The organism is Enterobacter adelaidei (assembly GCF_041937165.1).
GTDB lineage: Bacteria > Pseudomonadota > Gammaproteobacteria > Enterobacterales > Enterobacteriaceae > Enterobacter > Enterobacter adelaidei.
The window spans coordinates 3829913-3855700 of the sequence record NZ_CP154353.1 but is presented as its reverse complement, the minus strand read 5'-3'; the positions used below and the strand labels follow the sequence as shown (position 1 = coordinate 3855700).

Genomic DNA, 25788 nt, shown 5'->3' with positions numbered 1-25788 from the left:
GGCAGAACGGGATGCAAAATCCTGAATCAGCCTTCAGGGATCTTCAGCGAGGAACAGCTCAAGAAGAGAGTTTAAGAACAGTTTGCCGTGCTCGGTGATTTGCCAGTATTCATCACACTCGGTCAGATACCCCTGCGCCAGCGCTTCGTCAATCTGCGGACGAATCACCGCTTCCGGCAGGCCGGTGTAGAGTTCGAACTCTTTACGCGGCGCGGCTTCCAGCAGGCGGAAGCGGTTCATAAAGAACTCAAACGGCTTATCCGCCGCCTCGACGTCGTGCTGACGCTCCAGGTAGCGGCCTTCCATATACCCGCGCGGGTGGCGGGTTTTGGCGGTGCGCAGAATGCGTCCGTCCGGGAAAGTCACCTTGCCGTGCGCGCCGCAGCCAATCCCCAGATAGTCGCCAAAGCGCCAGTAGTTCAGGTTGTGCTGACACTGGTAGCCCGGCTTCGCGTACGCGGACGTTTCATACTGCTGGTAACCCGCAGCGGTCAGAAGCTGATGGCCCTGCTCGAAGATATCCCACAGCGCGTCGTCATCCGGCAGTACCGGAGGGCGGGAACCAAACAGGGTGTTCGGCTCAATGGTGAGCTGGTACCACGAAAGATGCGGTGGGTTCAGCTCAATCGCCTGGCGCAAATCGTCCAGCGCCTCGTCCAGCGACTGGTCCGGCAGGCCGTGCATCAAATCAAGGTTAAAGCTGCGCAGGCCCAGCCCTGTCGCCAGCTTTGCCGCACGCTTCGCCTCTTCCGGGCCGTGAATGCGCCCCAGACGTTTTAACTTCGGTTCGCTAAAGCTCTGCACGCCGATGGAGATACGGTTAACGCCCGCACGTTGATAATCGACAAAACGGTCAGCCTCAACAGTGCCGGGGTTGGCTTCCATCGTGATTTCAGCATCAGCTGCCAGGTTCAGGCGAGCACGCACGCCGTCCAGCAGCGTTTGCATCGCCGGACCTGACAGCAGGCTCGGTGTACCGCCACCAATAAAAATGGTCTTAACTTCACGTCCCTGTGCATAAGGTACATCGGTATCCAGGTCGGCCAGCAGATGTGCAACGTAGTCATCGTGTGGCACTTCACCTTTCAGCGCGTGCGAGTTGAAATCGCAGTACGGACATTTCTGCACGCACCACGGGATGTGAATATAAAGACTCAGAGGTGGCAAATTAGCCATTACGTAACGCTTCCAGTAACAATTTCAATGCGCGTCCACGGTGGGATATCGCGCTTTTCTCTTCACGGGTCAGTTCCGCCGCGGTTTTACCCTCAGACGGGACAAAGAAAATCGGGTCATAACCAAAGCCGCCATTGCCTGCTGCTTCACGGGTAATCACACCCGGCCAGCTACCGTGGCAGACGATGGGGGTTGGGTCTTCCGCATGACGCATATACACCAGCACACAGTGGAACTGCGCGGTACGCTGTTCGGCCGGCACATCTTTCAGTGCAACAAGCAGCTTTTCCAGATTCTGCTGGTCGGTTGCATCTACGCCAGAATAGCGAGCGGAGTAGATCCCCGGCGCGCCGCCGAGAAAATCCACGGCAAGACCGGAATCATCGGCAATTGCGGGCAGGCCCGTTATCTGCGCGGCATGGCGTGCTTTCAGGATCGCATTTTCGATAAACGTCAGGCCTGTCTCTTCGGCTGAGTCGACACCGAGTTCGGTCTGGGCAACCACATCCAGCCCAAAATCATTTAATAGCGAGGCCAGCTCGCGTACTTTACCGGCATTACCGGTCGCGAGAACAACTTTCTGCATGGTTTAGTCCTGTTCTGTCAGTGCCGCGACTTCCGTCGGGATAGATTGCGGGTTGAGGATTTTTACCTGTTTATGCCGCCCAAGTTCGCCTTTTTCGATGATGACCTGGCTTTTCGCCACGCGAAACTGTTTTGCCAGATATTTGGTCAGATGCGCGTTCGCCTGGCCGTCAACGGGTGAGGCAGTGATGGCGACTTTTAACTCGTCGCCATGCAGTCCAACAATACTGTCGCGGCTGGCTTTCGGCTGAATATACAGCCGCAAAACCAGCCCGTCAGCGCAGGTGCTTACTGCGCTCATAGCGCCATCCACAGCCCCGGCAGCAACATATCGCCCGTGGACTGTAATAGCTCAGCGATGCCCATGTTGATCACGTAGAGCAGCAGAACCAGGATCATTGGGGAAAAATCGATGCCGCCCATAGACGGAAGCAGGTTACGGATCGGGCGCAGCAGAGGTTCGGCCAGTTGCATCAGCGCGTACTCCACCGGGCTACGACCCTGGCTCACCCAGCTCATAATTGCCATGACCAGCAGCACCCAGAAGATCAGCAGACCGACGGTTTTAATCAGGATCAGTACCGCCGCAATCCAGATAATCGGCTGGAACGTGATGACCATAAACAGCACAATCGCTTTGATAATGCTCAGAATAAACGCCACCAGCACAGAAGCGCTGTCGATGGGGCCCATCGCCGGGATAATGCGACGCAACGGTCCGACAACAGGCTGCGTGATTTTCACGACAAACTGCGAGAATGGGTTGTAAAAATCAACACGGGCCCACTGCATCCAGACGCGCAGCAAAAGCGCCATCGTATACAGCTCAATGACCGTTGAGAGCAGGAAAGTCAACGTCTTCATGGCGTTCCTCAGGTTTCCTTATTATTTTGAGTAGTCGCGCGCACCGAAAATTGCCGTACCGATGCGCACCATAGTGCTGCCTGCCGCGATGGCGGCTTCCATATCATCCGACATGCCCAGAGAAAGCGTGTCTACCGTTTGATAGCGCGATTTAAGCGCCTCAAATGCTACAGCCATTTGCTGTGCCACGGCAAACTGCCTTTCATAACTTGACTCAGGCGCTGGAATTGCCATCAGCCCGCGCAGGGTTAAACGCGGCAATGCGGCGACTTCAGCCGCCAGCGCATCCAGTTCGTCCAGTGTAATGCCGGACTTGCTGTTTTCGTCACTGATGTTGACCTGAATCAGCACATTAAGAGCGGGCATTTCAGCCGGACGCTGCTCGTTCAGGCGGGTAGCGATGCGCAGACGGTCAATGGTATGACACCAGTCGAAGTGTTCAGCGACCAGTCGGCTTTTGTTCGACTGCAGTGGGCCAATAAAGTGCCATTGCAGATCCGTCATCCCCTGTTCCTGAAAGTCGCGAATTTTATCCACGCCTTCCTGCACGTAGTTTTCGCCAAACGCCCGCTGGCCTGCGTCAATGGCTTCTGCGATGGCGCTCGCAGGCTTCGTTTTGCTGACTGCAAGTAACGTAATTTCTTCTGAAGCACGGCCGCAACGTGTTGCTGCAGTTGAGATTTTGTCCCGGACCTGTGCCAGGTTATGCGCAATGTCGTTCATTTTCCGAGGAGTAGTCTATGGATGTGGAAGAAATTGTGGCCCTTAGTGTAAAGCATAACGTCTCCGATCTACACCTGTGCAGTGATTCACCACCCCGATGGCGCAGATTAGGCCGTCTTGAACCGGCACCGTTTCCGCCCCCTGATGTCGAGTCACTGCTAAAAGCGTGGCTCAACGATGAACAGCAAGGAGCATGGTGGGCAAACGGACAAGTGGATTTTGCCGTAACCATTGCAGGAGGCCAGCGTTTGCGCGGCAGTGCCTTTAAACAGATGAAGGGGGTCTCTGTGACGCTACGGCTGTTGCCGCGAAGCTGTCCGCAACTCTTTTCGCTGGGGGTACCACGGGCTGTGCCGGAACTGCTAACGAACGACAACGGATTGATTCTGGTCACGGGGGCGACCGGCAGCGGCAAATCCACCACGCTGGCGGCGATGGTCGATTTTCTCAACCGCAATACTGACGGCCATATCCTGACGCTCGAAGATCCGGTGGAGTTTATGTACCAGAGTGAACGCTGCCTGATACAGCAGCGAGAGATTGGCCAGCACAGTCCGTCATTCGCCGAGGCGCTACGTAGCGCGTTACGCGAGGATCCTGACATTATTCTGCTGGGGGAACTGCGCGACAGCGAAACGATCCGCCTGGCGCTGACGGCGGCTGAAACCGGGCATCTGGTGCTGGCAACATTGCATACGCGCGGTGCATCCCAGGCGATTGAACGGCTGGTCGATACGTTCCCGGCTCAGGAAAAAGATCCGGTGCGTAATCAACTGGCCGGCAGCCTGCGGGCGGTACTGGCGCAAAAGCTACTCCCTGATTTACAGGGTGGGCGCGTGGCGCTGTATGAGCTACTGGTGAATACCGCTGCCGCGGCGAATCTCATTCGTGAAGGAAAAACATGGCAACTGCCCGGCATCATTCAAACCGGTCAACAAACGGGGATGCAGAACTTTGACCAGAGCCTGGCAGAGAGGCGGGCACAGGGGCGACTTCAGGCTCCCTGTGCTCAGTAGCCCTGTTCGAAATAGCTTTCGAGAATGATGACGGCAGAAGCAGAGTCTACGCTGCCTTTGTTGAGCGCCCGGAAACCCCCGTGCTCAAACAGACCCGCACGCGCTTCGACAGTGCTAAGACGCTCGTCGTGAAGCTTCACGGAGACGCCAAAGCGGCCATGGATTTTATTGGCAAACTTCCGCGCTCTGGCGGTCAGTGGCTGCTCTGTACCATCCATATTCAGCGGTAGTCCAACGATAACATCATCCGGCTGCCACTCTTTGAGCAGACGCTCAATCAGATTCCAGTCAGGCGTGCCGTCGTTGGCCTTCAGAGCCGTTAGCGGACGGGCAGTACCCGTGATGCGTTGACCCACGGCGACACCGATGCTTTTCGTACCAAAATCGAAAGCCAGAAGTGTTCCGCTCATCAGGCGTGCCCCGCTACGCCAGGCATGGTCAGAATATCAATGCCAATCAGTTTCGCCGCCTCACGCCAGCGATCGGCGATAGGGGTTTTAAACAGGATATTCATGTCCGCAGGTGCCGTAAGCCAGGCGTTATCGAGAAGCTCTTGCTCAAGCTGGCCTTTTTCCCATGACGAGTAGCCCAGCGCCACCAGTACTTCAGAAGGCTGCTCTGCAGTTCCCAGCGTTTCGAGCACGTCGCGTGAGGTTGTGATGACGGTATTATCAGAGATTCGAATACTGGAAGAGAACTCAGGCGGCGTGTGCAGGATAAAACCACGATCTTCTGCAAGCGGTCCGCCCAGCATCACCGGTTTATCAAGCCGGATTTCCGGCAGGCGGGCTTCAGCCGAAATTTTCAGCTTTTCCAGAATCCCCTCAACCTGGAGGTTTTCCAGCGGTTTGTTGATGATGATACCCATCGCACCGTCTTCGTTGTATTCGCAAATATAAACCACGGCGCGGCGAAAAATCGGATCCTGGAGAGCAGGCATGGCAATAAGAAAGTGATGCTGTAAATTCATTGTCAGAGGTACTGTTTCCTGGTTTAAAAAGCGACAGCACCCAGTATGCGGACAAACTGTGGGGCTGTCACTAATAGTATTAGTAAGTTATTTCTGGATACGTTTCTCGATCGCGTCCATCAGCATTCCGGTAATCGAAATCGGGAATTCCGCTTCGATTTCACGAATGCAGGTCGGGCTGGTAACGTTCACTTCGGTCAGGCGGTCGCCAATGATATCCAGACCCACAAAAATCAGACCTTTGGCTTTAAGCGTCGGGCCGACACGGCGGGCAATTTCCCAGTCGCTTTCGGTCAACGGACGCGGCTCGCCGCGGCCACCTGCCGCCAGGTTGCCACGGGTTTCTCCACCCTGCGGAATACGTGCAAGGCAGTAAGGAACCGGTTCGCCATCCACGACCAGAACACGTTTATCCCCATCTTTAATGGCCGGAAGGTAGTTCTGTGCCATGCAGTAACGGGTGCCGAGTTCGGTCAGCGTTTCGGCAATCACGCCAATATTCGGATCGCTTTCTTTCACGCGGAAGATTGACGCACCACCCATCCCATCCAGCGGTTTCATGATGATATCGCCGTGCTTCTGCCAGAATTCCTTCAGCTGCGCCTTGCTGCGGGTCACCAGGGTTTCCGGCGTCAGGTCAGAGAACCAGGCGGTGTAGAGCTTCTCGTTACAGTCGCGCAGGCTCTGCGGCTTGTTAACGATCAGGGTGCCTTTCTCTTCAGCACGCTCAAGAATGTAGGTGCTGTAGATGTATTCGGTGTCGAACGGCGGATCTTTACGCATCAGGATAACGTTAAGGTCGGCCAGGGCGATGTCCTGCTCGGTGCCGAATTCGTACCATTTGTCGTAGTTCTGCTCGACGTTAACGATGCGGGTGCGCGCGCGAGCTTCACCGTTGATCAGGTAAAGATCGTTCATCTCCATGTAGTGGAGTTCATAGCCACGACGCTGCGCTTCCAGCAGCATTGCGAAGCTGGAATCTTTCTTGATATTGATGTTTGCGATGGGGTCCATCACGATGCCGAGCTTGATCATGTTCTTCTCCGTTAATGCTTCAACCCAGATCGCCAAACCGTACCTGTAGCGCGGTAATGGCCGTGAGTGCCGTTGTCTCAGTGCGCAGAACGCGAGGTCCCAACAGAATATCAGTAAACTGGTAACGTGCCGTCATCGCAATTTCGTCGGCCGATAGGCCACCTTCCGGGCCAATCAACAGGCGTACGCGCTCAACGGGCAGCGGCAGCGTATTGATGCTGGCGCTGGCGCGCGGATGAAGATTGAGCTTCAGCCCACTGTCATCTTCTGCACACCAGTCCTCCAGATCCATCGCCGGGCGGATCTCCGGAATACGGTTGCGGCCACTCTGTTCACAGGCCGCAATAGCGATTTTCTGCCACTGCTGGATCTTTTTGTTCAGACGTTCCGCATCCAGTTTAACGCCACAGCGCTCAGAAAAAAGTGGCGTAATGAGGCTTACACCCAGTTCAATCGATTTCTGGATGGTAAATTCCATCTTTTCACCGCGCGACATTACCTGGCCTAAATGAATATGCAGCGGCGATTCACGGTCATCCACTTCGCCACGCAGCACATTTACGTGCACACTTTTCTTATCCGCTCGCGTGATTTCGGCGTCGAAAACCTGATTAGAGCCGTCAAATAGCTGTATGGCCTGGCCTGCACCCATGCGCAACACGCGGCCAACGTGGTTGGCGGCTTCATCAGACAGGGCGATTTCGCGGCCTGCGGTAATCAGTTCAGGGTGGTAGATGCGAGGGATGCGCATAGTCAGAAATTCCATTAGTCATGCGATGTAAGCGAATTGCCGCTAGTGTAGGTTAGCTCTTTTGCGCCTGGCAAGCCCGCTGGACATAAGGGTTATGATTCCCCTGAACTTTAGCGATACGCTCATCACGCTGGCATTCCCACTCCGTCACCGGGTATTGCTTGTCCCATGCATTGAACAGCTGGGTTTGCTGGCGCGAAAGGTTGAGGTCGTAACGGTCACGCATATAGAAGTAGGTGCGGGCGATACTGCCGCGCGCGCGGGCTGGGGGCTCGGCGACTTTCTCTTTGAAATCAACCTTCATACCGCACTGTCCGTACTGGCCTTCGCCACCGTTCCACTGGCTGTACATAAAATTGCCGCGGTCGCCGTTCACTTCACCCACGGCGGGTTGCAGGTTATGCATATCGCTTTCCATCTGGCGATAAACCGGGTCGCTGGCGCAGTTTTTACGTCCGCCATCCTGCCAGCACTGACGCTGGTGGCCAAACTGCCATGCCGGCACAACATGTTCCCATTCGATGCGGCTGGCGCGATTCTCGTTTTTACGCACTTTATAGCCGCAGGACTCTAGGTCAACGACCCCTTTTTTACCCTGCCAGTTAATTTTACAGCCGCAGTAGAAATCGCCTGGCACGTCAGCGTTGACCTTTACACCGGCCGCTTTAGCCTGAGAGAAACTGTTGATACCATCGGCCAGCACATGGCCTGAGAATGCCGTCGCCAGAAAAGCGACCGCGAGAGAGAAATTACGGGACATCTTACACTCCGTGTCAAAACGAGCCCGCAACGTAACGAATGTTGTTCCTGTATGCAATCAGTCAGATTAGGAAAGTTCCTGAAAGTTCAGCTGATTATTCCGCGATCAGCGGCTCGCCGCATTTGACGCAGCGGTAGGTTGCCTCGCCGCGCACCACGCGATTGTGACGGCGAACGGTGAGCTGATGCTGCTGACACTGGCAGCGGTAAGGGAAGGTATTGCGGCGAACAGACTCGAGCTCGAACTGATGGGTTCTGCGAGCCGGAACACCGAGCACGGCTTCCATCATCCATTTCCACTCTTTTCCGTGGGGCGCGACGCGGCCAAAGTGTTTCCACACCAGAAGATGGGCCAGCTCGTGCGGAACCACTTCCTTGATAAACGCCTGTTGGTTTTCCATCATTAGCACCGGGTTAAGGCGGATCTCGTAAGACTCCAGCCACGCTGTGCCCGCTGCGGTTCCACGCTGCTGGTAGACGAGTTTGGGTTCAGGATAATTGCGGCCGAGCTTCAGGTTCGCCTGGGCGAGTTTTTCCCGCAGGCTGCGCATAACGGCTTGCTGGATGGCAATGGGGAGACGGGGTGCTTTCATAGGGGCAGAGCATAAAACGCGAAGCGGGGAGGTGCAAGGGGCACCTCCCCGTGAGGGGATTAGTCGTGGGCGCCGATTTCACGCAGCGGACGACCTTTCATCAGGTTACGTTCTATATGTTCCAGCGAAACGTGTTTGGTTTCTGGAACCAGCCAGATAGTCAGAACAATAAAGAACAGGTTCAGACCGGAGTAAATCCAGAATGTGTTGGCATTCCCCAGACTGTTGAGCATGGTCAGGAAGGTTGCGCCGACAATCATGTTTGCCACCCAGTTGGTCGCAGTTGAGCAGGTGATACCAAAATCACGCCCTTTCAGCGGCTGAATTTCGGAGCACAGCACCCAGATCAGCGGGCCGGCACTCATCGCAAACCCGACGATAAACATCAGCAGCATGCCTACCGCGAAGTACTGGGCTGTTGGTGAGTGAATACCCACATGCATCATTGTACCGAGGACGCCCATACCGGCCGCCATCACCAGGAAGCCCAGCGTCAGCGTTGGCTTACGTCCCCAGCGATCAACCAGGCCGATGGCGATAAAGGTCGCCAGCACGTTGGTCAGACCCACGATGACGGTACCCCACATCTGCTCGGTGGTGTTGGTGTAACCCGCCAGTTCAAAGATTTTTGGCGCGTAGTACATGATGACGTTCATCCCGGTGAACTGCTGCATCACTTGCAATAACACGCCCAGGAATACGGCGCGACGGAAGTTACTGTTCTCTTTAAACAGCGCCCAGCCGGACTGTTTCACCTTCAGGCTTTCGCGGATCTCTTCCAGCTCGTTTTTCGCTTCTGCGCTGGTATCACGCAGGCGCAGCAGCACGCGTTCTGCATCAACGAAGCGGCGTTTGGCGGCAAACCAGCGCGGGCTGTCCGGCAGGAAGAAAACACCAATCAGCAACAGAATTGCCGGGATGATGATCACGCCGAGCATCCAGCGCCATGCGCCGCTGTAGCTAAATGCGGTATCGGAAAGGTAGGCCCCCAAAATACCGATGGTGATCATCAGCTGGTACATGGAAATCATACTGCCACGGATTTTCTCAGGGGCGATTTCTGACAGGTAAAGCGGGGCGGTATAAGAGGCAACGCCCACGGCGAGGCCCAACAGCACGCGGGAGACCAACAGCACCTCTACGTTTGGCGCCGCCGCCGAGAACAGTGAACCGGCCACAAACAGAATAGCGCCGATCATCAGGCTTTTTTTACGGCCCAGTTTGAACGAGAGCCAGCCGCTGCCAACCGCACCAACCGCTGCACCGAACATCATGGAGCTCACCACCCATTCCTGAGTGTGGGCACTTATTTGAAACTCATCGGTGATGAAGGGGAGCGCGCCGGCAATCACGCCGATATCCAGGCCAAAGAGTAATCCTGCCAGGGCTGCGAGGAAGCAGACGAAGAAAGTCATCGCCTTGTTGGACGTACGCCCCTGTTTTTTATTGTCAGGCATTATGCCCTCCAGTTGGGTTATCAGTTTTATTGATATTAAGGGTAGGTGAGCGACCCGCAAAAATATGTGAGACAAATCACAATGGTGTAATCGGTTACACTAGCTTGTGACCGTAAATAAAATTAATGCTTTGAAAATATAGAGGTAAATTGGGTGAGGTGCATCGCGAAAGACGACATTTCAGACTTAACTGAAACTAGATGTAACAGCAGAAGAAAGGCGATCATGCAAAGAGATTTTTCTGAAATCAGGGTATATCCTGTGTGGTGTAATCGATTCCATTATCTCTAAAATGCAAAAAGCCAGCACGAAGGCTGGCCTTTTAAACAACAACTGTCAGTCGATTATTTCAGACCGGCAGCTTCACGCAGCAGAGCGGCTTTGTCGGTTTTTTCCCATGGGAAATGTTCACGACCAAAGTGACCGTATGCCGCGGTTTCTTTGTAGATTGGGTGCAGCAGATCCAGCATCTGGATCAGGCCGTATGGACGCAGGTCGAAGAACTCGCGCACCAGCAGCGTCAGCTGTTCTGAAGGGACTTTCTCAGTACCGAAGGTTTCAACCATGATGGAGGTTGGTTCAGCTACACCAATAGCGTAGGACACCTGGATCTCACAACGATCGGCCAGACCTGCAGCAACGATGTTTTTCGCAACATAACGTGCAGCATACGCTGCAGAGCGGTCAACTTTTGATGGATCTTTACCAGAGAACGCACCGCCACCGTGACGCGCCATGCCGCCGTAGGTATCAACGATGATTTTACGACCGGTCAGACCGCAGTCACCCATTGGGCCGCCGATAACAAAGCGTCCGGTTGGGTTGATGAAGAATTTGGTTGCAGAGCTCAGCCATTCGGTCGGCAGAACCGGCTTGATGATCTCTTCCATCACTGCTTCTTGCAGGGATTTCTGATCGATATCTTCGGAATGCTGGGTAGACAGAACCACCGCGTCAATCCCGACGATTTTGCCGTCGTCATACTGGAAGGTCACCTGGCTTTTTGCATCCGGGCGCAGCCACGGCAGGGCGCCGTTTTTACGCACTTCAGCCTGACGCTGCACCAGACGGTGTGCGTAGGTCACAGGTGCTGGCATCAGCACGTCGGTTTCATTGGTTGCATAGCCGAACATCAGGCCCTGGTCGCCCGCGCCCTGTTCCAGTGGATCGGCACGATCAACGCCCTGGTTGATGTCTGGGGACTGTTTACCAATTGCGCTCAGTACCGCACAGGAGTTGGCATCAAAGCCCATATCAGAATGCACATAGCCGATCTCACGCACCGTGTTACGGGTGATCTCTTCGATATCAACCCATGCGCTGGTGGTGATCTCACCGCCAACCAGAACCATGCCGGTTTTGACATAGGTTTCACACGCTACGCGCGCTTTAGGATCCTGGGTCAGGATCGCGTCCAGCACTGCATCGGAGATTTGGTCAGCAATTTTATCAGGATGTCCTTCTGATACGGACTCGGACGTAAACAGGTGTTTTGCCATGTTTTATTTCACCTAAGAGGAATTTGGTTAGCTCAAGCTGCTGTGTGGATTAGCCAAAGGAGATAATTCTACCAAGGCCTGCAGGTTTTTGACACTGGCAGTATGAGTGTTAATCAGTATAGATGGATTAACATCTGGACGTCTATTTTAGGTCACTTCTTCACCCGATTTCCAGTTTTTTTTGACTAACCTCTCACTCAGTTGAAATTACGGCTGGCAATAATTCCTGACGGCCCTGGCAACACGCACATTTATCTTTTGCTTTTTACCCCTGTTCTCGGTATAAAACGCGGCGCGCGGCTCATACAAAAAAGCGCTCGATGAACTCATCGTGTCGCCACTTCCAGCCGGGTTAAGCAGTGAACTTTTAGCTTTGGCTTGTGGTCCGTTTCAGCAGAGGCGGCCGTGGAGGTGATACGAGATAATGAACCATCGTTTTCCGCTAATTCAGCGCAGCCGTTCTGGCGCGCATTTGATTCCCGCAACCCGCATTTCTAGTCTGCAAACCTGCCGATGTTATACCCATCTCGGCGCTTCTCAGGATTCCAGGGCCGGTCACGCTTTGTGAAAACTGAACAAGGGCGCTCTTGTTAATACAAGAGTTTTCTCGTGGTTTCGCCGAACCTTGTCATACAGAGTTCGGATACGTGTTTTACAATGATATGAATAAGAAACCGGTCGCACGGTCTGGATTTCAGCATACTCTGCTGGGAAACGGAGCCGTTTATGGGTTGTTATCGCCGTATAACGCTGCGATAGTAGTCAACTGTTTTACACTTAATACAAAGAGTTGAGGTTCGCTATGTCTGACGACATGTCTTCTTTTTCGCCTTCGTCAGCGGGCGAACAGGGTGTACTACGTTCTATGCAGGAGGTTGCGATGAGCTCCCAGGAAGCCAGCAAGATGCTGCGCACTTACAATATTGCCTGGTGGGGCAATAACTACTACGACGTCAACGAACTGGGCCACATCAGCGTTTGCCCGGACCCTGACGTCCCTGAAGCGCGCGTGGATCTCGCCAAACTGGTGAAAGCCCGCGAAGCACAGGGCCAGCGTTTGCCTGCACTGTTCTGCTTCCCGCAGATCCTGCAACACCGCCTGCGTTCGATTAACGCCGCGTTCAAACGTGCGCGTGAATCCTACGGTTATAAAGGCGACTATTTCCTGGTTTACCCGATCAAGGTGAACCAGCACCGCCGCGTGATTGAATCGCTAATCCACTCCGGCGAACCGCTGGGTCTGGAAGCAGGTTCAAAAGCAGAACTGATGGCCGTGCTGGCGCATGCGGGCATGACCCGTTCGGTTATCGTCTGCAACGGCTATAAAGACCGTGAATATATTCGTCTGGCGCTTATTGGCGAAAAGATGGGTCATAAGGTCTATCTGGTTATCGAGAAGATGACCGAAATCGCTATTGTGCTGGAAGAAGCCGAGCGTCTGAACGTGATCCCACGCCTCGGTGTACGTGCGCGTCTGGCCTCTCAGGGGTCTGGTAAATGGCAGTCCTCCGGTGGCGAAAAATCCAAGTTCGGCCTGGCGGCGAACCAGGTACTGCAACTGGTGGAGATCCTGCGCGAGCGCGGTCGTCTGGACAGCATTCAGCTGCTGCACTTCCACCTCGGTTCGCAGATGGCCAACATTCGCGACATCGCGACAGGCGTACGTGAGTCGGCGCGTTTCTACGTTGAGCTGCACAAGCTTGGCGTGAATATTCAGTGCTTCGACGTGGGCGGCGGCCTGGGCGTGGACTATGAAGGCACGCGTTCTCAGTCTGACTGCTCTGTGAACTACGGCCTGAACGAATATGCTAACAACATCATCTGGGCGATTGGCGATGCGTGTGAAGAACACGGTTTGCCGCATCCGACGGTGATCACTGAATCCGGCCGCGCAGTAACCGCGCACCATACGGTGCTGGTGTCCAACATTATCGGCGTAGAGCGTAGCGAAATTTCCGAAGCCACGCCGCCGCAGGATGATGCGCCTCGTTCCCTGCAAAATATGTGGGAAACCTGGCAGGAGATGCACGAACCGGGCACCCGCCGTTCCCTGCGCGAGTGGCTGCACGACAGCCAGATGGATCTGCACGATATTCACGTTGGCTACTCTTCAGGTAACTTTAGCCTGCAGGAGCGCGCGTGGGCCGAACAGCTCTATCTGAACATGTGTCATGAAGTGCAGAAACAGCTCGACCCGAGCAACCGCGCGCACCGTCCGATTATCGACGAGCTGCAGGAACGTATGGCGGACAAGATTTACGTCAACTTCTCCCTGTTCCAGTCGATGCCGGATGCATGGGGTATCGATCAGCTGTTCCCGGTTCTGCCGCTGGAAGGGTTGAACCATGCTCCGGAACGTCGAGCGGTGCTGCTCGACATCACCTGTGATTCCGACGGCGCTATCGACCACTACGTGGATGGCGATGGTATTGCGACCACCATGCCAATGCCGGAATACGACCCTGAGAACCCGCCAATGCTGGGCTTCTTCATGGTCGGGGCATACCAGGAGATCCTCGGTAACATGCACAACCTGTTCGGTGATACCGAAGCGGTTGACGTGTTTGTCTTCCCGGATGGCAGCGTGGAAGTGGAGCTGTCTGACGAAGGGGATACAGTGGCGGACATGCTGGAATACGTTCAGCTGGATCCGAAAACGTTGCTCACCCAGTTCCGCGACCAGGTGAAAAATACCGGTCTTGACGAAACATTGCAGCAGCAGTTCCTGGAAGAGTTTGAAGCGGGTCTGTACGGGTACACCTACCTGGAAGACGAGTAAGGTAAATCTCCCTTTCCCTATGGGAGAGGGGCGGGTGAGGGCATCAGACCGCACAATGCCCTATACTCTCTTGAACCCGTATGAATTAGCGGCGATAATTCGCCCCAATATGCTATTTACGAATCAATCCCTTCCTCGTCGGGTTTAACGACGCGGAGGGGATTTTTTTTCATCTGTTTTTAATGTATCGACTTTAAAAGAGGTCAGGACATGAGCACTTTAGGTCATCAGTACGATAACTCTCTGGTATCTAACGCGTTTGGTTTTTTACGCCTTCCGATGAACTTCCAGCCGTACGACAGCGATGCCGACTGGGTTATCACTGGCGTGCCATTTGATATGGCAACCTCCGGTCGTGCCGGTGGCCGTCATGGCCCGGCGGCGATCCGTCAGGTATCGACTAACCTGGCTTGGGAGCACAACCGCTTCCCGTGGAACTTTGACATGCGCGAGCGTCTGAACGTGGTGGACTGCGGTGACCTGGTGTATGCCTTCGGCGACGCGCGTGAGATGAGCGAAAAACTCCAGGCGCACGCCGAGAAGCTGCTGGCTGCCGGTAAGCGCATGCTCTCCTTCGGTGGTGACCACTTCGTGACCCTACCGCTGCTGCGCGCCCATGCCAAGCACTTCGGTAAAATGGCGTTGGTGCACTTTGATGCACATACCGACACTTATGCGAACGGCTGCGAGTTTGACCACGGCACCATGTTCTTCACCGCGCCAAACGAAGGCCTTATCGATCCAAACCACTCTGTGCAGATCGGTATTCGTACTGAGTTCGATAAAGATAACGGCTTTACCGTGCTGGACGCCTGCCAGGTGAACGATCGCGGTGTTGACGACATCATCGCGCAGGTGAAGCAGATTGTGGGCGATATGCCGGTCTACCTGACCTTCGATATCGATTGTCTGGATCCGGCGTTTGCACCAGGTACCGGTACTCCGGTGATCGGCGGCCTGACTTCTGACCGTGCTATCAAACTGGTTCGTGGTCTGAAAGATCTGAACATCGTCGGGATGGACGTGGTGGAAGTGGCTCCGGCTTACGATCAGTCCGAAATTACCGCTCTGGCTGCGGCGACTCTGGCACTGGAAATGCTTTACATCCAGGCGGCGAAAAAAGGCGAGTAAGTTTAGCGGTTAAGTAAAAGCCCTCACCAGCAGGTGAGGGCTTTTTTGTGTTTTTGAAAAGGAGGCACAACAGCCTCCTTCTGAAATTATTTAATTCCGTCTGCGGCCATACGGTCGCGAATATGCTGCGCGCGTTCTTCTGAGGCTGGGTGATCATCAAACATTGAGCTTTGACGTCCTGCTTCCAGTTTGGCCAGTTTTTCGAAGCTGGTGGCTAAACCTGATGGATTAATGCCGCGTTTGCGCAACAGGTCGTAGGAGTAGTCATCCGCTTCGGACTCCTGACGCTGGGAGAACTGAGAATTAACCAGCTTCTCTCCGACATCGCCAAGCTGCGACTGCGACAGGCTTCCAACAATACCGCCCGCTGAAGCCGCTGCTGCGCGAATGGCGTTGGTGCCTAAGGCAACCTGCATCCCTTTCTTCACGTGACCGAGCGCAACGTGGCCCATTTCATGGCCGATCACCGCTTCAACTTCGTTGTCGGTCATCATATCCAACAGGCCGCTGTAAACGCGGATACAACCGTTCGCCATCGCGAAAGCGTTCACGTCTTTGGCCATGTAAACCTTGTAGTTTACCGGCTGGCCATTGATATTATCGCCCAGCGCGGAAGCAATCTTATTCAGACGCTGCGTGTAGGTACTGTTAGCTGGAGCAAGTGTGGCTTTTCCGTCCATATCTTTACAGGCCTGGTCGCTCAGCGCTTTTACCTGCGCGTCGCTCAGGGAATAAGCCTGAAAAGCTTCTGCGCCTGAGGTCATCAGGCCGTTAGAATCCATATTCTGACAGCCACTCAGCAGGAGCGTTGTTCCCAGGGCCAGCACTATTGCACGCATTTTCATGTGGTTGCTTCCGTACTCGTTAATCTGAATAAAATCCGAAAAGTACACCGGCAACGAAGCCGGGGTCGGGCTAAGTATAAGGAATATCTACGGGGCTGGGCGAGCAGATTGCGCAACATGCGAGCATGATCCAGAGATTTCTTAAGCTGCAAAAGAATGCTCCATGTACATGGCATGCCGCTTGGGTTACATTGTTGGCACTTTTTTCCGGCGTAGCCCAAAACGCGCTGTCGTCAAGGGCATGGCCTTTAACAGTCCGATCTGGAGTTAAAATGTCCTCACGTAAAGAGCTTGCTAATGCTATTCGTGCGCTGAGCATGGACGCAGTACAGAAAGCCAAATCCGGCCACCCAGGGGCCCCTATGGGTATGGCTGATATCGCCGAAGTCCTGTGGCGTGATTTCCTGAACCACAACCCGCAGAACCCGGCATGGGCTGACCGCGACCGTTTCGTGCTGTCCAACGGCCACGGCTCTATGCTGATCTATAGCCTGTTGCACCTCACTGGCTACGATCTGCCAATTGAAGAGCTGAAAAACTTCCGTCAGCTGCACTCCAAAACTCCAGGTCACCCGGAAGTGGGTTACACCGCTGGTGTTGAAACCACGACCGGTCCACTGGGCCAGGGTATTGCGAACGCTGTGGGTATGGCGATTGCTGAGAAGACCCTGGCGGCGCAGTTCAACCGTCCTGGCCACGACATCGTAGACCACTTCACCTATGCGTTCATGGGTGATGGCTGCATGATGGAAGGCATTTCTCACGAAGTGTGCTCCCTGGCGGGGACCCTGAAACTGGGCAAACTGGTTGCGTTCTACGACGACAATGGTATCTCCATTGACGGTCACGTTGAGGGCTGGTTCACCGATGACACCGCTAAACGTTTTGAAGCCTATGGCTGGCACGTTGTGCGTGGTGTTGATGGCCACGATGCTGACTCGATTAAACGTGCAGTAGAAGAAGCGCGCGCTGTCACTGACAAACCATCCCTGCTGATGTGCAAAACCATTATCGGCTTCGGTTCACCGAACAAAGCCGGTACCCACGATTCCCACGGTGCGCCACTGGGCGACGCGGAAATTGCACTGACGCGCGAAGCGCTGGGCTGGAAACACCCGGCATTCGAAATCCCATCTGACATTTATGCTCAGTGGGATGCCAAAGAAGCAGGTCAGGCGAAAGAAGCCGCATGGAACGAGAAGTTCGCTGCGTATGCTAAAGCCTTCCCACAGGAAGCTGCTGAGTTCACCCGTCGCATGAAAGGCGATATGCCGTCTGACTTCGATGCGAAAGCGAACGAGTTCATCGCTAAGCTGCAGGCGAACCCATCTAAAATTGCCAGCCGTAAAGCGTCTCAAAATGCGATTGAAGCATTTGGCCCACTGTTGCCTGAATTCCTGGGCGGTTCTGCTGACCTGGCGCCTTCTAACCTGACCCTGTGGTCCGGTTCTAAAGCGATCAATGAAGATACTGCCGGTAACTACATCCATTATGGTGTACGTGAATTCGGTATGACGGCAATTGCTAACGGTATCTCCCTGCACGGTGGTTTCCTGCCGTATACCTCCACCTTCCTGATGTTCGTAGAGTACGCACGTAACGCCGTACGTATGGCTGCGCTGATGAAACAGCGTCAGGTGATGGTCTACACCCACGACTCCATCGGTCTGGGCGAAGATGGTCCAACTCACCAGCCGGTAGAGCAGGTGGCTTCTCTGCGTGTGACTCCGAACATGAGCACATGGCGTCCATGTGACCAGGTTGAATCCGCAGTGGCGTGGAAATACGGTGTTGAGCGTCAGGATGGCCCAACCGCACTGATCCTCTCCCGCCAGAACCTGGCACAGCAGGATCGTACCCCAGAGCAGCTGGCGAACATTGCTCGCGGTGGTTATGTGCTGAAAGATTGTGCAGGTCAGCCTGAACTGATCTTCATCGCTACCGGTTCTGAAGTTGAGCTGGCTGTTGCGGCATGGGACAAACTGTCTGCCGAAGGCGTTAAAGCGCGTGTGGTCTCCATGCCGTCTACCGATGCGTTCGACAAGCAGGATGCTGCATACCGCGAGTCCGTACTGCCTAAAGCGGTTACTGCTCGTGTGGCGGTGGAAGCGGGTATTGCTGACTACTGGTTCAAATATGTGGGCCTGAATGGCGCAATCGTCGGTATGACCACCTTCGGTGAGTCCGCACCGGCAGAGCTGCTGTTCGAAGAGTTCGGTTTCACCGTTGAGAACGTTGTAGCGAAAGCGAAAGAACTGCTGTAATCGCCGTTTTGCCCGGTGGCGCTACGCTAACCGGGCCTACAAATGGCTCGAAAGTAGGCCGGGTTAGCGTTAGCGCGCCACCCGGCTTTTTTGTTGTCATTATTCCACCTAAAATGTGACGCAAGTCATATAGCTCGCTTATTCATCTGGACAGACATTCCTTTTATTCCCCGATTCGCTTATTCTTGCTGAAGCGTTTCAGTCGATTAAATGTTCGACAATTGACCAATCAATCGCAGTTTGTGACAGCAAGGATTCCCCTTCGGGCGTAGCTGGATTACTCTTTCAGCCACCTCAAACCCAGGGATAGCTTTGCAGGAGATCTATGACCGTACGCGTAGCGATTAATGGCTTCGGTCGCATCGGACGTAATGTGGTTCGTGCTTTGTATGAATCCGGACGTCGGGCGGAAATGACCGTGGTGGCAATCAATGAACTGGCGGATGCTACGGGCATGGCGCATTTGTTGAAATATGACACCAGCCACGGACGCTTTGCCTGGGATGTGCGCCAGGAAAGAGATCAGCTTTTTGTAGGTGATGACGCTATTCGTGTGCTGCATGAGAACAGCATTACCGGGCTACCCTGGCGTGAATTGGGTGTGGATGTGGTGCTTGACTGTACCGGCGTGTATGGCAACCGCGAACATGGCGAAGCCCATCTGGCAGCAGGTGCGAAAAAAGTCCTGTTCTCTCATCCCGGCAGCAACGATCTCGACGCGACCGTCGTGTTTGGCGTCAACCAGCATGAGCTGCAAGCTGAACATCGCATTGTCTCCAACGCCTCCTGTACCACTAACTGCATTATTCCGGTCATTAAACTGTTAGACGATGCATATGGCATTGAATCCGGTACTGTGACCACGATTCACTCCGCCATGCATGACCAGCAGGTGATCGACGCCTACCATCCGGACTTACGACGCACTCGCGCGGCGAGCCAGTCAATCATTCCGGTGGACACAAAACTGGCAGCAGGGATCACACGTATTTTCCCGCAGTTTAATGACCGTTTTGAAGCGATTGCCGTGCGCGTTCCGACGATTAACGTCACTGCAATTGACCTTAGTGTGACGGTGAAAAAACCGGTAAAAGCCTGTGAAGTCAACATGTTGCTGCAAAAAGCGGCACAGGGTGCATTTCATGGTATAGTTGACTATACGGAATTGCCGTTGGTCTCAGTAGATTTTAACCACGACCCGCACAGCGCCATCGTTGATGGCACTCAAACGCGCGTCAGTGGCGCACACCTTATCAAGACGCTGGTCTGGTGTGATAACGAATGGGGCTTTGCTAACCGAATGCTCGACACTACGTTAGCAATGGCCGCTCAAGGTTTCAGGTAAGACGCATCGTGCGTCTGCAAAACTTTAAGAATCAACGAGAGGATTCACCATGTCTGTAATTAAGATGACCGATCTGGATCTGGCTGGTAAACGCGTTTTCATCCGTGCTGATCTGAACGTACCGGTTAAAGAGGGTAAAGTGACCAGCGACGCGCGTATCCGTGCATCTTTGCCAACCATCGAACTGGCTCTGAAGCAGGGCGCTAAAGTGATGGTAACCTCCCACCTGGGTCGTCCAACCGAAGGCGAGTACAACGAAGAGTTCTCTCTGCTGCCAGTTGTTAATTACCTGAAAGACAAACTGTCCAACCCGGTTCGCCTGGTGAAAGATTACCTGGACGGCGTTGAAGTTGCTGCCGGTGAGCTGGTTGTTCTGGAAAACGTTCGCTTCAACAAAGGCGAGAAGAAAGACGACGAAGCACTGTCCAAAAAATACGCTGCGCTGTGCGACGTATTCGTAATGGATGCCTTCGGTACTGCTCACCGTGCGCAGGCTTCTACCCACGGTATCGGTAAATTCGCAGACGTAGCCTGTGCAGGTCCTCTGCTGGCTGACGAACTGGAAGCGCTGGGTAAAGCACTGAAAGAACCTGCTCGTCCAATGGTTGCTATTGTTGGTGGTTCTAAAGTTTCTACCAAACTGACCGTTCTGGACTCACTGTCTAAAATTGCTGACCAGCTGATCGTTGGCGGTGGTATCGCGAACACCTTCGTTGCCGCTCAAGGCCACAACGTGGGTAAATCCCTATACGAAGCAGACCTGGTTGACGAAGCTAAACGCCTGCTGAGCACCTGTGATATTCCAGTTCCAACAGATGTTCGTGTTGCTACTGAGTTCTCTGAAACTGCAACGGCGACCCTGAAGTCTGTAAACGACATCAAAGACGAAGAGCAAATTCTGGACCTGGGCGACGTTTCTGCACAGAAACTGGCTGAAATCCTGAAAAACGCAAAAACTATCCTGTGGAATGGTCCTGTTGGCGTGTTCGAATTCCCGAACTTCCGCAAAGGGACTGAAATCGTTGCTAACGCTATTGCAGACAGCGAAGCGTTCTCTATCGCAGGTGGTGGTGACACCCTGGCGGCAATCGACCTGTTCGGTATCGCTGACAAGATCTCCTACATCTCCACTGGTGGCGGTGCATTCCTCGAATTCGTGGAAGGCAAAGTACTGCCAGCAGTAGCAATGCTCGAAGAGCGCGCTAAGAAGTAAGCCATTCAAGGGCAGGGAAACCTGCCCAATTTTCAGCGCGCTTTTAAGAGCTCGCACCTTTTCTAACGGCCGAAGATACAGGACTAAGCAACATGTCTAAAATTTTTGATTTCGTAAAACCTGGCGTTATCACTGGTGATGACGTACAGAAAGTGTTCCAGGTAGCTAAAGAAAACAACTTCGCTCTGCCAGCAGTTAACTGCGTCGGTACCGACTCCATCAACGCCGTACTGGAAGCCGCTGCAAAAGTTAAAGCACCGGTTATCGTTCAGTTCTCTAACGGCGGTGCTGCGTTCATCGCTGGTAAAGGCGTGAAAACTGACGTTCCTCAGGGTGCTGCAATCCTGGGTGCTATCTCTGGTGCGCACCACGTACACCAGATGGCTGAACACTACGGTGTTCCAGTTATCCTGCACACTGACCACTGCGCGAAGAAACTGCTGCCGTGGATCGACGGTCTGCTGGACGCGGGTGAAAAACACTTCGCTGCTACCGGTAAGCCACTGTTCTCTTCTCATATGATCGACCTGTCTGAAGAGTCACTGCACGAAAACATCGAAATCTGCTCCAAATACCTGGCGCGCATGGCCAAAATGGACATGACCCTGGAAATCGAACTGGGTTGCACCGGTGGTGAAGAAGACGGCGTGGACAACAGCCACATGGATGCTTCTGCACTGTACACCCAGCCAGAAGACGTTGATTACGCTTACACCGAGCTGAGCAAAATCAGCCCACGCTTCACCATTGCAGCGTCCTTCGGTAACGTGCACGGCGTTTACAAACCAGGTAACGTGGTTCTGACCCCAACTATCCTGCGTGATTCTCAGGAATATGTGTCTAAGAAACACAACCTGCCGCACAACAGCCTGAACTTCGTCTTCCACGGCGGTTCCGGTTCTTCTGCTCAGGAAATCAAAGATTCCGTAAGCTACGGTGTAGTGAAAATGAACATTGATACCGATACCCAGTGGGCTACCTGGGACGGTATTCTGCAGTACTACAAAACTAACGAAGCTTACCTGCAGGGCCAGCTGGGCAACCCGAAAGGCGAAGACCAGCCGAACAAGAAATACTACGATCCACGCGTATGGCTGCGCGCAGCGCAGACTTCCATGGTGACCCGTCTGGAGCAGGCTTTCAAAGAACTGAACGCGGTTGACGTTCTGTAATTTGAGCTGCTAACAGCATCTGAAGGCCCGCAAATGCGGGCCTTTTTTTATGCTTTTTCAAGAACCTGCTATACAGGTTTTTGTGATCTGTTTGGCAAAACCGGTGCTTTTTGTTTACCCTTTACTGACCTGCCTGTCTCCATGGGGGATGGATTTTTGTGTTTTGGTTTAACAAAAGGAAGAATAAATGGAACAACTCGATGTCGTAGACAGCATCAATAACGCCGGTACCTGGCTGGTGCGTAACCAGGAGTTGCTGCTGAGCTACGCCGTAAACATCGTAGCGGCTATTGCCATCCTCATCGTCGGGATGATCGTGGCACGTATCGTATCAAACACCGTCAACCGCGTGATGCGCGCCCGAAATATTGATGCCACGGTTGCAGACTTCCTCTCTGCACTGGTGCGTTACGGTATTATCGCTTTTACGCTAATTGCAGCGCTGGGACGCGTCGGCGTACAGACCGCATCGGTAATCGCCGTGCTTGGTGCAGCAGGTTTGGCTATTGGCCTTGCATTGCAGGGCTCGCTCTCGAACCTGGCCGCCGGCGTACTGCTGGTCACCTTCCGCCCATTCCGTTCTGGTGAGTACGTGGATCTTGGTGGGATTGCCGGAACGGTACTTCAGGTACAGATTTTCTCTACCACCCTGCGTACCGTTGATGGTCGTATCGTTGTTGTGCCAAACGGGAAAATTATTGCAGGCAACATCATCAACTTTTCCCGCGAACCTGTGCGCCGAAATGAGCTGATCATCAGCGTGGCATATGATTCCGATATCGATCAGGTGAAGTCGCTGATTAGCAATATCATTGCTTCAGACGATCGCATTCTGAAAGACAAAGAGCAGACCGTACGCCTGAACGAACTGGGTGCTTCTTCGATTAACTTCGTGGTACGTATCTGGAGCAAAAGCAGCGATCTGCAAAACGTTTACTGGGATGTTCTGGAGCGTATCAAACGTGAGTTCGATGCTAACGGCATCAGCTTCCCATACCCGCAGATGGACGTAAACGTCAAAAAAGTCAAAGAAGCAGAATAACTTCACCACCAGACCCGGTAAGCGCTAGCGCCACCGGGCATTATTTTTATAAGCACGACTAATCCCCAATTAATATTATCAATTTCCTCTAATGTGATTCGCGCAGTATAGTCTGCTTCCAGAACAACACTGTGAGAGTTTCGTCATGTTATCCTATTACTTTCAAGGGCTTGCCTTAGGTGCGGCCATGATCCTTCCGCTTGGCCCGCAAAATGCGTTCGTGATGAACCAGGGCATTCGCCGCCAGTATCATCTGATGATTGCTCTCCTGTGCGCGGTAAGCGATTTGCTGCTGATCTGCGCCGGGATTTTTGGCGGTAGTGCATTGCTGATGCAGTCGCCGTGGCTTCTTGCATTGGTTACCTGGGGCGGCGTGGCGTTCCTGCTGTGGTACGGTTTTGGCGCACTGAAAACGGCCATGAGCAGCAACCTTGAACTCGCAAGCGCTGAAGTCATGAAGCAGGGGCGCTGGAAGATCATCGTCACCATGCTGGCGGTTACCTGGCTTAACCCGCACGTTTATCTCGATACTTTTGTGGTGCTAGGGAGCCTGGGCGGACAGTTGGATGTTGAGCCGAAGCGCTGGTTTGCGCTTGGCACGGTCAGCGCCTCTTTCCTCTGGTTCTTCGGTCTCGCCATACTTGCGGCATGGCTGGCCCCTCGTCTTCGCACTGCTAAAGCGCAGCGGATCATCAACACGCTGGTGGGTCTCGTGATGTGGTTTATCGCCTTCCAGTTGGCAAAAGAGGGCATTCACCATGTCCAGGAATTGTTCAACTAAGCCATTGTCTTATGGACAACTGAACAAGACCCGCTAAGCTTGCTGGCATGCGCCCTGTTGTTGGGGCACTCTTCGCAACATGGAGGAATGACAGTGAAGTTTAAAGTGATGGCCCTGGCGGCATTAGTGAGTTTAGGTGCGGTGTCGGTGCAGGCAAGTGAACTGCCAGATGGCCCGCACATCGTCACTTCAGGCACCGCAAGTGTGGATGCGGTACCGGATGTTGCAACCCTGGCGATTGAAGTCAATGTGGCTGCGAAAGATGCGGCATCTGCCAAGAAGCAGGCTGACGATCGTGTTGCGCAATATCTCTCTTTTCTTGAGCAGAACGGTGTAGGTAAAAAAGATATCAACTCCGCTAACCTGCGTACTCAACCCGATTACGACTACCAGAACGGCAAAAGCATTCTGAAAGGCTACCGTGCTGTGCGTACTGTCGAAGTGACGGTGCGTCAACTGGACAAGCTGAATGCATTATTGGATGGCGCGCTGAAGGCGGGGCTGAACGAAATTCGCTCTGTGTCGCTGGGCGTTGCGCAACCGGAGAAATACAAAGACGAAGCGCGTAAAGCGGCGATTGATGATGCGATGCATCAGGCGCAACAGCTGGCCGCTGGCTTTAACAGCAAGCTCGGCCCGGTTTACAGCGTGCGTTACCACGTCTCTAACTATCAGCCAAGCCCGATGGTGCGGATGATGAAAGCCGATGCGGCGCCAGTATCTGCTCAGGAAACTTACGAGCAGCCGACGATCCAGTTCGACGATCAGGTCGATGTGGTGTTCCAGCTGGAGCCTGTTGCAGCACAGCAGAAAACAGCTCAGTAATCTGCAGGCCGGGTAAGGCGAAGCCGCCACCCGGCTTATTTTTTAATCCTGTCTCAACACCTTATGTCCGTACGCCAGTAACGCATCGGTTACGTTGCGCATCATGCGGCTTTCCGGCGCAAAACGGTGCCAGTAGAGCATCCGGCGCTGATACAGCCCCGGCGTTAGGTCAATCAGCTCTCCGCTTTTCAACTCTTTCTCAATCTGCAGATGCGGGATCATGCAGCAGGTGGTGCCCTGACGCGCAAGCTGCACGAAGGCTTCAGACGAGTTGACGATATGACACGGTACGCTGCCCGGCGGCAGGTCAAAGTTTTGCTGCAGGAACGCCTGATGCATATCGTCCAGATGGTCGAACGCTACGGCGGGAGCTTTCAGCAGCGCGGCGCGGGTGACGCCGTTCGGGAAGTAGCGCTCGGCAAAGGCTTTTGAACCCACAAACAGGTAGTCCAGTGCGCCTAACTGATCGACAAGACAGCTCGGCAGCGCCTGAGGCTGAATACTGACCGCACCAACCACTTCACCACGACGCAGGCGCTCCTGGGTACGGGTTTCATCTTCAACCTGTAAATTCAGACGGATAGGTGAATCTGCCAATACCGGGGCCAGGGCCGGCAGCAGCCAGGTTGCCAGACTGTCGGCGTTGACCGCCAGAGAGAGCAGCAGTGGCGTAGAGCCCGTTTGTTCGTCACCCAACCACTCATCTTCCAGCAGTTCAACCTGGCGCAGCAGGGCGAGGAGCTTTTGCCCTTGCTCGGTTGGACGTGGCGGCACGGTACGCACCAGCAGCGGCTGGCCGAACATATTTTCAAGCTGTTTGATACGCTGTGATACGGCGGACTGCGTGATGCAAAGCTTTTGCGCCGCGCGCTCAAAACCTCGTTCACGAATAACTGCATCAAGTGCCTGTAGTGTTCTGTAGTCCGGACGTTTCATTGCTCTGGCTGGCTCCTTAATTTGGCT

26 protein-coding genes are annotated in these 25788 nt (G+C 54.0%); 11 read left to right on the top strand and 15 right to left on the bottom strand.

Features of this window, described 5'->3' with window-relative positions; all coding sequences use genetic code 11:
* Nucleotides 1–33: 33 nt before the first annotated feature.
* From hemW to AAHF05_RS18700, 5 genes are read right to left on the bottom strand one after another with little or no spacing between them, the layout of a single operon-like run.
* The gene (hemW, locus tag AAHF05_RS18720) at nt 34–1176 is read right to left on the bottom strand and encodes a radical SAM family heme chaperone HemW (protein WP_128347278.1); all 1143 of its coding nucleotides are present in this window, start codon (nt 1174–1176) and stop codon (nt 34–36) included.
* Complete coding sequence (locus AAHF05_RS18715; protein ID WP_129323757.1) at nt 1169–1762, bottom strand: XTP/dITP diphosphatase; 594 nt, start codon at nt 1760–1762, stop codon at nt 1169–1171. Before AAHF05_RS18715 ends, hemW begins: the two co-directional genes overlap by 8 nt.
* A gap of 3 nt (nt 1763–1765) precedes the next feature.
* A complete protein-coding gene (yggU, locus tag AAHF05_RS18710) occupies nt 1766–2062 on the bottom strand; it encodes a DUF167 family protein YggU (protein ID WP_129323756.1) in 297 nt (98 codons plus the stop codon).
* Nucleotides 2059–2625: a YggT family protein gene (locus tag AAHF05_RS18705; protein ID WP_028018384.1), complete on the bottom strand. Its 567-nt coding sequence runs from the start codon at nt 2623–2625 to the stop codon at nt 2059–2061. The genes yggU and AAHF05_RS18705 overlap by 4 nt, the downstream gene beginning before the upstream one ends.
* Nucleotides 2626–2646: 21 nt before the next feature.
* Nucleotides 2647–3348, bottom strand: a complete 702-nt coding sequence (locus AAHF05_RS18700; protein ID WP_129323755.1) for a YggS family pyridoxal phosphate-dependent enzyme — start codon at nt 3346–3348, stop codon at nt 2647–2649.
* 17 nt (nt 3349–3365) lie between these two features.
* Here AAHF05_RS18700 and AAHF05_RS18695 point away from each other — a divergent pair, with 17 nt between their 5' ends.
* A complete protein-coding gene (locus tag AAHF05_RS18695; RefSeq protein WP_129323754.1) occupies nt 3366–4364 on the top strand; it encodes a type IV pilus twitching motility protein PilT in 999 nt (332 codons plus the stop codon).
* On the opposite strand, the gene ruvX is transcribed toward AAHF05_RS18695, so the two are convergent.
* The 8 genes from ruvX to metK all read right to left on the bottom strand — a co-directional run bounded on the left by ruvX (nt 4358) and on the right by metK (nt 11428).
* A complete protein-coding gene (gene ruvX / locus AAHF05_RS18690; RefSeq protein WP_006811925.1) occupies nt 4358–4774 on the bottom strand; it encodes a Holliday junction resolvase RuvX in 417 nt (138 codons plus the stop codon). The genes AAHF05_RS18695 and ruvX overlap by 7 nt on opposite strands.
* On the bottom strand, nt 4774–5334 hold the full coding sequence (locus AAHF05_RS18685) for a YqgE/AlgH family protein (protein ID WP_028018381.1): 561 nt from the start codon (nt 5332–5334) through the stop codon (nt 4774–4776). Before AAHF05_RS18685 ends, ruvX begins: the two co-directional genes overlap by 1 nt.
* Before the next feature lie 87 nt (nt 5335–5421).
* Nucleotides 5422–6369 carry a glutathione synthase gene (gene gshB, locus AAHF05_RS18680; protein ID WP_129323753.1) on the bottom strand — a complete coding sequence of 316 codons (948 nt, stop codon included), beginning with the start codon at nt 6367–6369 and terminating at the stop codon, nt 5422–5424.
* 19 nt (nt 6370–6388) lie between these two features.
* Nucleotides 6389–7120, bottom strand: coding sequence for a 16S rRNA (uracil(1498)-N(3))-methyltransferase (gene rsmE, locus AAHF05_RS18675; RefSeq protein WP_129323752.1), 732 nt, complete (start codon nt 7118–7120; stop codon nt 6389–6391).
* Between the two features lie 52 nt (nt 7121–7172).
* Entirely contained in the window at nt 7173–7880 is a 708-nt protein-coding gene (gene endA / locus AAHF05_RS18670; RefSeq protein ID WP_028018378.1) for a deoxyribonuclease I, read from the bottom strand.
* Between the two features lie 94 nt (nt 7881–7974).
* Entirely contained in the window at nt 7975–8472 is a 498-nt protein-coding gene (locus tag AAHF05_RS18665; RefSeq protein ID WP_129323751.1) for a SprT family zinc-dependent metalloprotease, read from the bottom strand.
* 59 nt (nt 8473–8531) lie between these two features.
* Nucleotides 8532–9929, bottom strand: a complete 1398-nt coding sequence (gene galP, locus AAHF05_RS18660) for a galactose/proton symporter (RefSeq protein ID WP_028018377.1) — start codon at nt 9927–9929, stop codon at nt 8532–8534.
* 344 nt (nt 9930–10273) lie between these two features.
* Nucleotides 10274–11428 carry a methionine adenosyltransferase gene (gene metK, locus AAHF05_RS18655; RefSeq protein ID WP_129323750.1) on the bottom strand — a complete coding sequence of 385 codons (1155 nt, stop codon included), beginning with the start codon at nt 11426–11428 and terminating at the stop codon, nt 10274–10276.
* A gap of 662 nt (nt 11429–12090) precedes the next feature.
* On the opposite strand from metK, the gene yqgB reads away from it, so the two are divergent.
* The 3 genes from yqgB to speB all read left to right on the top strand — a co-directional run bounded on the left by yqgB (nt 12091) and on the right by speB (nt 15338).
* Nucleotides 12091–12222, top strand: a complete 132-nt coding sequence (yqgB, locus tag AAHF05_RS18650; RefSeq protein WP_127312443.1) for an acid stress response protein YqgB — start codon at nt 12091–12093, stop codon at nt 12220–12222.
* Between the two features lie 8 nt (nt 12223–12230).
* On the top strand, nt 12231–14207 hold the full coding sequence (gene speA / locus AAHF05_RS18645) for a biosynthetic arginine decarboxylase (RefSeq protein ID WP_028016973.1): 1977 nt from the start codon (nt 12231–12233) through the stop codon (nt 14205–14207).
* A gap of 210 nt (nt 14208–14417) precedes the next feature.
* Nucleotides 14418–15338 (top strand): agmatinase, encoded by a 921-nt coding sequence (gene speB / locus AAHF05_RS18640; protein WP_025757725.1) that lies wholly within the window; start codon nt 14418–14420, stop codon nt 15336–15338.
* An 86-nt stretch (nt 15339–15424) separates the two neighbouring features.
* Here speB and AAHF05_RS18635 read toward each other — a convergent pair whose 3' ends face one another.
* Nucleotides 15425–16183, bottom strand: coding sequence for a M48 family metallopeptidase (locus tag AAHF05_RS18635; RefSeq protein WP_129323749.1), 759 nt, complete (start codon nt 16181–16183; stop codon nt 15425–15427).
* A 272-nt stretch (nt 16184–16455) separates the two neighbouring features.
* Here AAHF05_RS18635 and tkt point away from each other — a divergent pair, with 272 nt between their 5' ends.
* From tkt to AAHF05_RS18600, 7 genes are all read left to right on the top strand, one after another.
* Nucleotides 16456–18447: a transketolase gene (gene tkt / locus AAHF05_RS18630; protein WP_049004948.1), complete on the top strand. Its 1992-nt coding sequence runs from the start codon at nt 16456–16458 to the stop codon at nt 18445–18447.
* Between the two features lie 325 nt (nt 18448–18772).
* Entirely contained in the window at nt 18773–19792 is a 1020-nt protein-coding gene (gene epd, locus AAHF05_RS18625) for an erythrose-4-phosphate dehydrogenase (protein WP_049004947.1), read from the top strand.
* 49 nt (nt 19793–19841) lie between these two features.
* The gene (pgk, locus tag AAHF05_RS18620) at nt 19842–21005 is read left to right on the top strand and encodes a phosphoglycerate kinase (RefSeq protein ID WP_128347284.1); all 1164 of its coding nucleotides are present in this window, start codon (nt 19842–19844) and stop codon (nt 21003–21005) included.
* 92 nt (nt 21006–21097) lie between these two features.
* On the top strand, nt 21098–22177 hold the full coding sequence (gene fbaA, locus AAHF05_RS18615; protein ID WP_028016969.1) for a class II fructose-bisphosphate aldolase: 1080 nt from the start codon (nt 21098–21100) through the stop codon (nt 22175–22177).
* Nucleotides 22178–22364: 187 nt separating this feature from the next.
* Nucleotides 22365–23219, top strand: a complete 855-nt coding sequence (locus tag AAHF05_RS18610; protein WP_028016968.1) for a small-conductance mechanosensitive channel MscS — start codon at nt 22365–22367, stop codon at nt 23217–23219.
* A 145-nt stretch (nt 23220–23364) separates the two neighbouring features.
* Complete coding sequence (gene argO / locus AAHF05_RS18605) at nt 23365–24000, top strand: arginine exporter ArgO (RefSeq protein ID WP_021242063.1); 636 nt, start codon at nt 23365–23367, stop codon at nt 23998–24000.
* 93 nt (nt 24001–24093) lie between these two features.
* On the top strand, nt 24094–24825 hold the full coding sequence (locus tag AAHF05_RS18600; RefSeq protein ID WP_028016967.1) for an oxidative stress defense protein: 732 nt from the start codon (nt 24094–24096) through the stop codon (nt 24823–24825).
* Nucleotides 24826–24867: 42 nt separating this feature from the next.
* Here AAHF05_RS18600 and argP read toward each other — a convergent pair whose 3' ends face one another.
* A complete protein-coding gene (gene argP / locus AAHF05_RS18595) occupies nt 24868–25761 on the bottom strand; it encodes a DNA-binding transcriptional regulator ArgP (RefSeq protein WP_008499727.1) in 894 nt (297 codons plus the stop codon).
* Nucleotides 25762–25788 lie beyond the last annotated feature (27 nt).

Bases quoted from the DNA above. Each gene is read 5' to 3' on its own strand.
- gshB (WP_129323753.1), bottom strand. From the start codon at position 6,369: ATGATCAAGCTCGGCATCGTGATGGACCCCATCGCAAACATCAATATC.
- AAHF05_RS18705 (WP_028018384.1), bottom strand. From the start codon at position 2,625: ATGAAGACGTTGACTTTCCTGCTCTCAACGGTCATTGAGCTGTATACG.
- epd (WP_049004947.1), top strand. From the start codon at position 18,773: ATGACCGTACGCGTAGCGATTAATGGCTTCGGTCGCATCGGACGTAAT.
- ruvX (WP_006811925.1), bottom strand. From the start codon at position 4,774: ATGAGCGGAACACTTCTGGCTTTCGATTTTGGTACGAAAAGCATCGGT.
- speA (WP_028016973.1), top strand. From the start codon at position 12,231: ATGTCTGACGACATGTCTTCTTTTTCGCCTTCGTCAGCGGGCGAACAG.
- tkt (WP_049004948.1), top strand. From the start codon at position 16,456: ATGTCCTCACGTAAAGAGCTTGCTAATGCTATTCGTGCGCTGAGCATG.
- AAHF05_RS18700 (WP_129323755.1), bottom strand. From the start codon at position 3,348: ATGAACGACATTGCGCATAACCTGGCACAGGTCCGGGACAAAATCTCA.
- argO (WP_021242063.1), top strand. From the start codon at position 23,365: ATGTTATCCTATTACTTTCAAGGGCTTGCCTTAGGTGCGGCCATGATC.
- speB (WP_025757725.1), top strand. From the start codon at position 14,418: ATGAGCACTTTAGGTCATCAGTACGATAACTCTCTGGTATCTAACGCG.
- metK (WP_129323750.1), bottom strand. From the start codon at position 11,428: ATGGCAAAACACCTGTTTACGTCCGAGTCCGTATCAGAAGGACATCCT.
- pgk (WP_128347284.1), top strand. From the start codon at position 19,842: ATGTCTGTAATTAAGATGACCGATCTGGATCTGGCTGGTAAACGCGTT.
- galP (WP_028018377.1), bottom strand. From the start codon at position 9,929: ATGCCTGACAATAAAAAACAGGGGCGTACGTCCAACAAGGCGATGACT.
- AAHF05_RS18610 (WP_028016968.1), top strand. From the start codon at position 22,365: ATGGAACAACTCGATGTCGTAGACAGCATCAATAACGCCGGTACCTGG.
- argP (WP_008499727.1), bottom strand. From the start codon at position 25,761: ATGAAACGTCCGGACTACAGAACACTACAGGCACTTGATGCAGTTATT.
- fbaA (WP_028016969.1), top strand. From the start codon at position 21,098: ATGTCTAAAATTTTTGATTTCGTAAAACCTGGCGTTATCACTGGTGAT.
- AAHF05_RS18685 (WP_028018381.1), bottom strand. From the start codon at position 5,334: ATGAATTTACAGCATCACTTTCTTATTGCCATGCCTGCTCTCCAGGAT.
- endA (WP_028018378.1), bottom strand. From the start codon at position 7,880: ATGTCCCGTAATTTCTCTCTCGCGGTCGCTTTTCTGGCGACGGCATTC.
- yqgB (WP_127312443.1), top strand. From the start codon at position 12,091: ATGAATAAGAAACCGGTCGCACGGTCTGGATTTCAGCATACTCTGCTG.
- AAHF05_RS18695 (WP_129323754.1), top strand. From the start codon at position 3,366: ATGGATGTGGAAGAAATTGTGGCCCTTAGTGTAAAGCATAACGTCTCC.
- rsmE (WP_129323752.1), bottom strand. From the start codon at position 7,120: ATGCGCATCCCTCGCATCTACCACCCTGAACTGATTACCGCAGGCCGC.
- hemW (WP_128347278.1), bottom strand. From the start codon at position 1,176: ATGGCTAATTTGCCACCTCTGAGTCTTTATATTCACATCCCGTGGTGC.
- AAHF05_RS18635 (WP_129323749.1), bottom strand. From the start codon at position 16,183: ATGAAAATGCGTGCAATAGTGCTGGCCCTGGGAACAACGCTCCTGCTG.
- AAHF05_RS18715 (WP_129323757.1), bottom strand. From the start codon at position 1,762: ATGCAGAAAGTTGTTCTCGCGACCGGTAATGCCGGTAAAGTACGCGAG.
- yggU (WP_129323756.1), bottom strand. From the start codon at position 2,062: ATGAGCGCAGTAAGCACCTGCGCTGACGGGCTGGTTTTGCGGCTGTAT.
- AAHF05_RS18665 (WP_129323751.1), bottom strand. From the start codon at position 8,472: ATGAAAGCACCCCGTCTCCCCATTGCCATCCAGCAAGCCGTTATGCGC.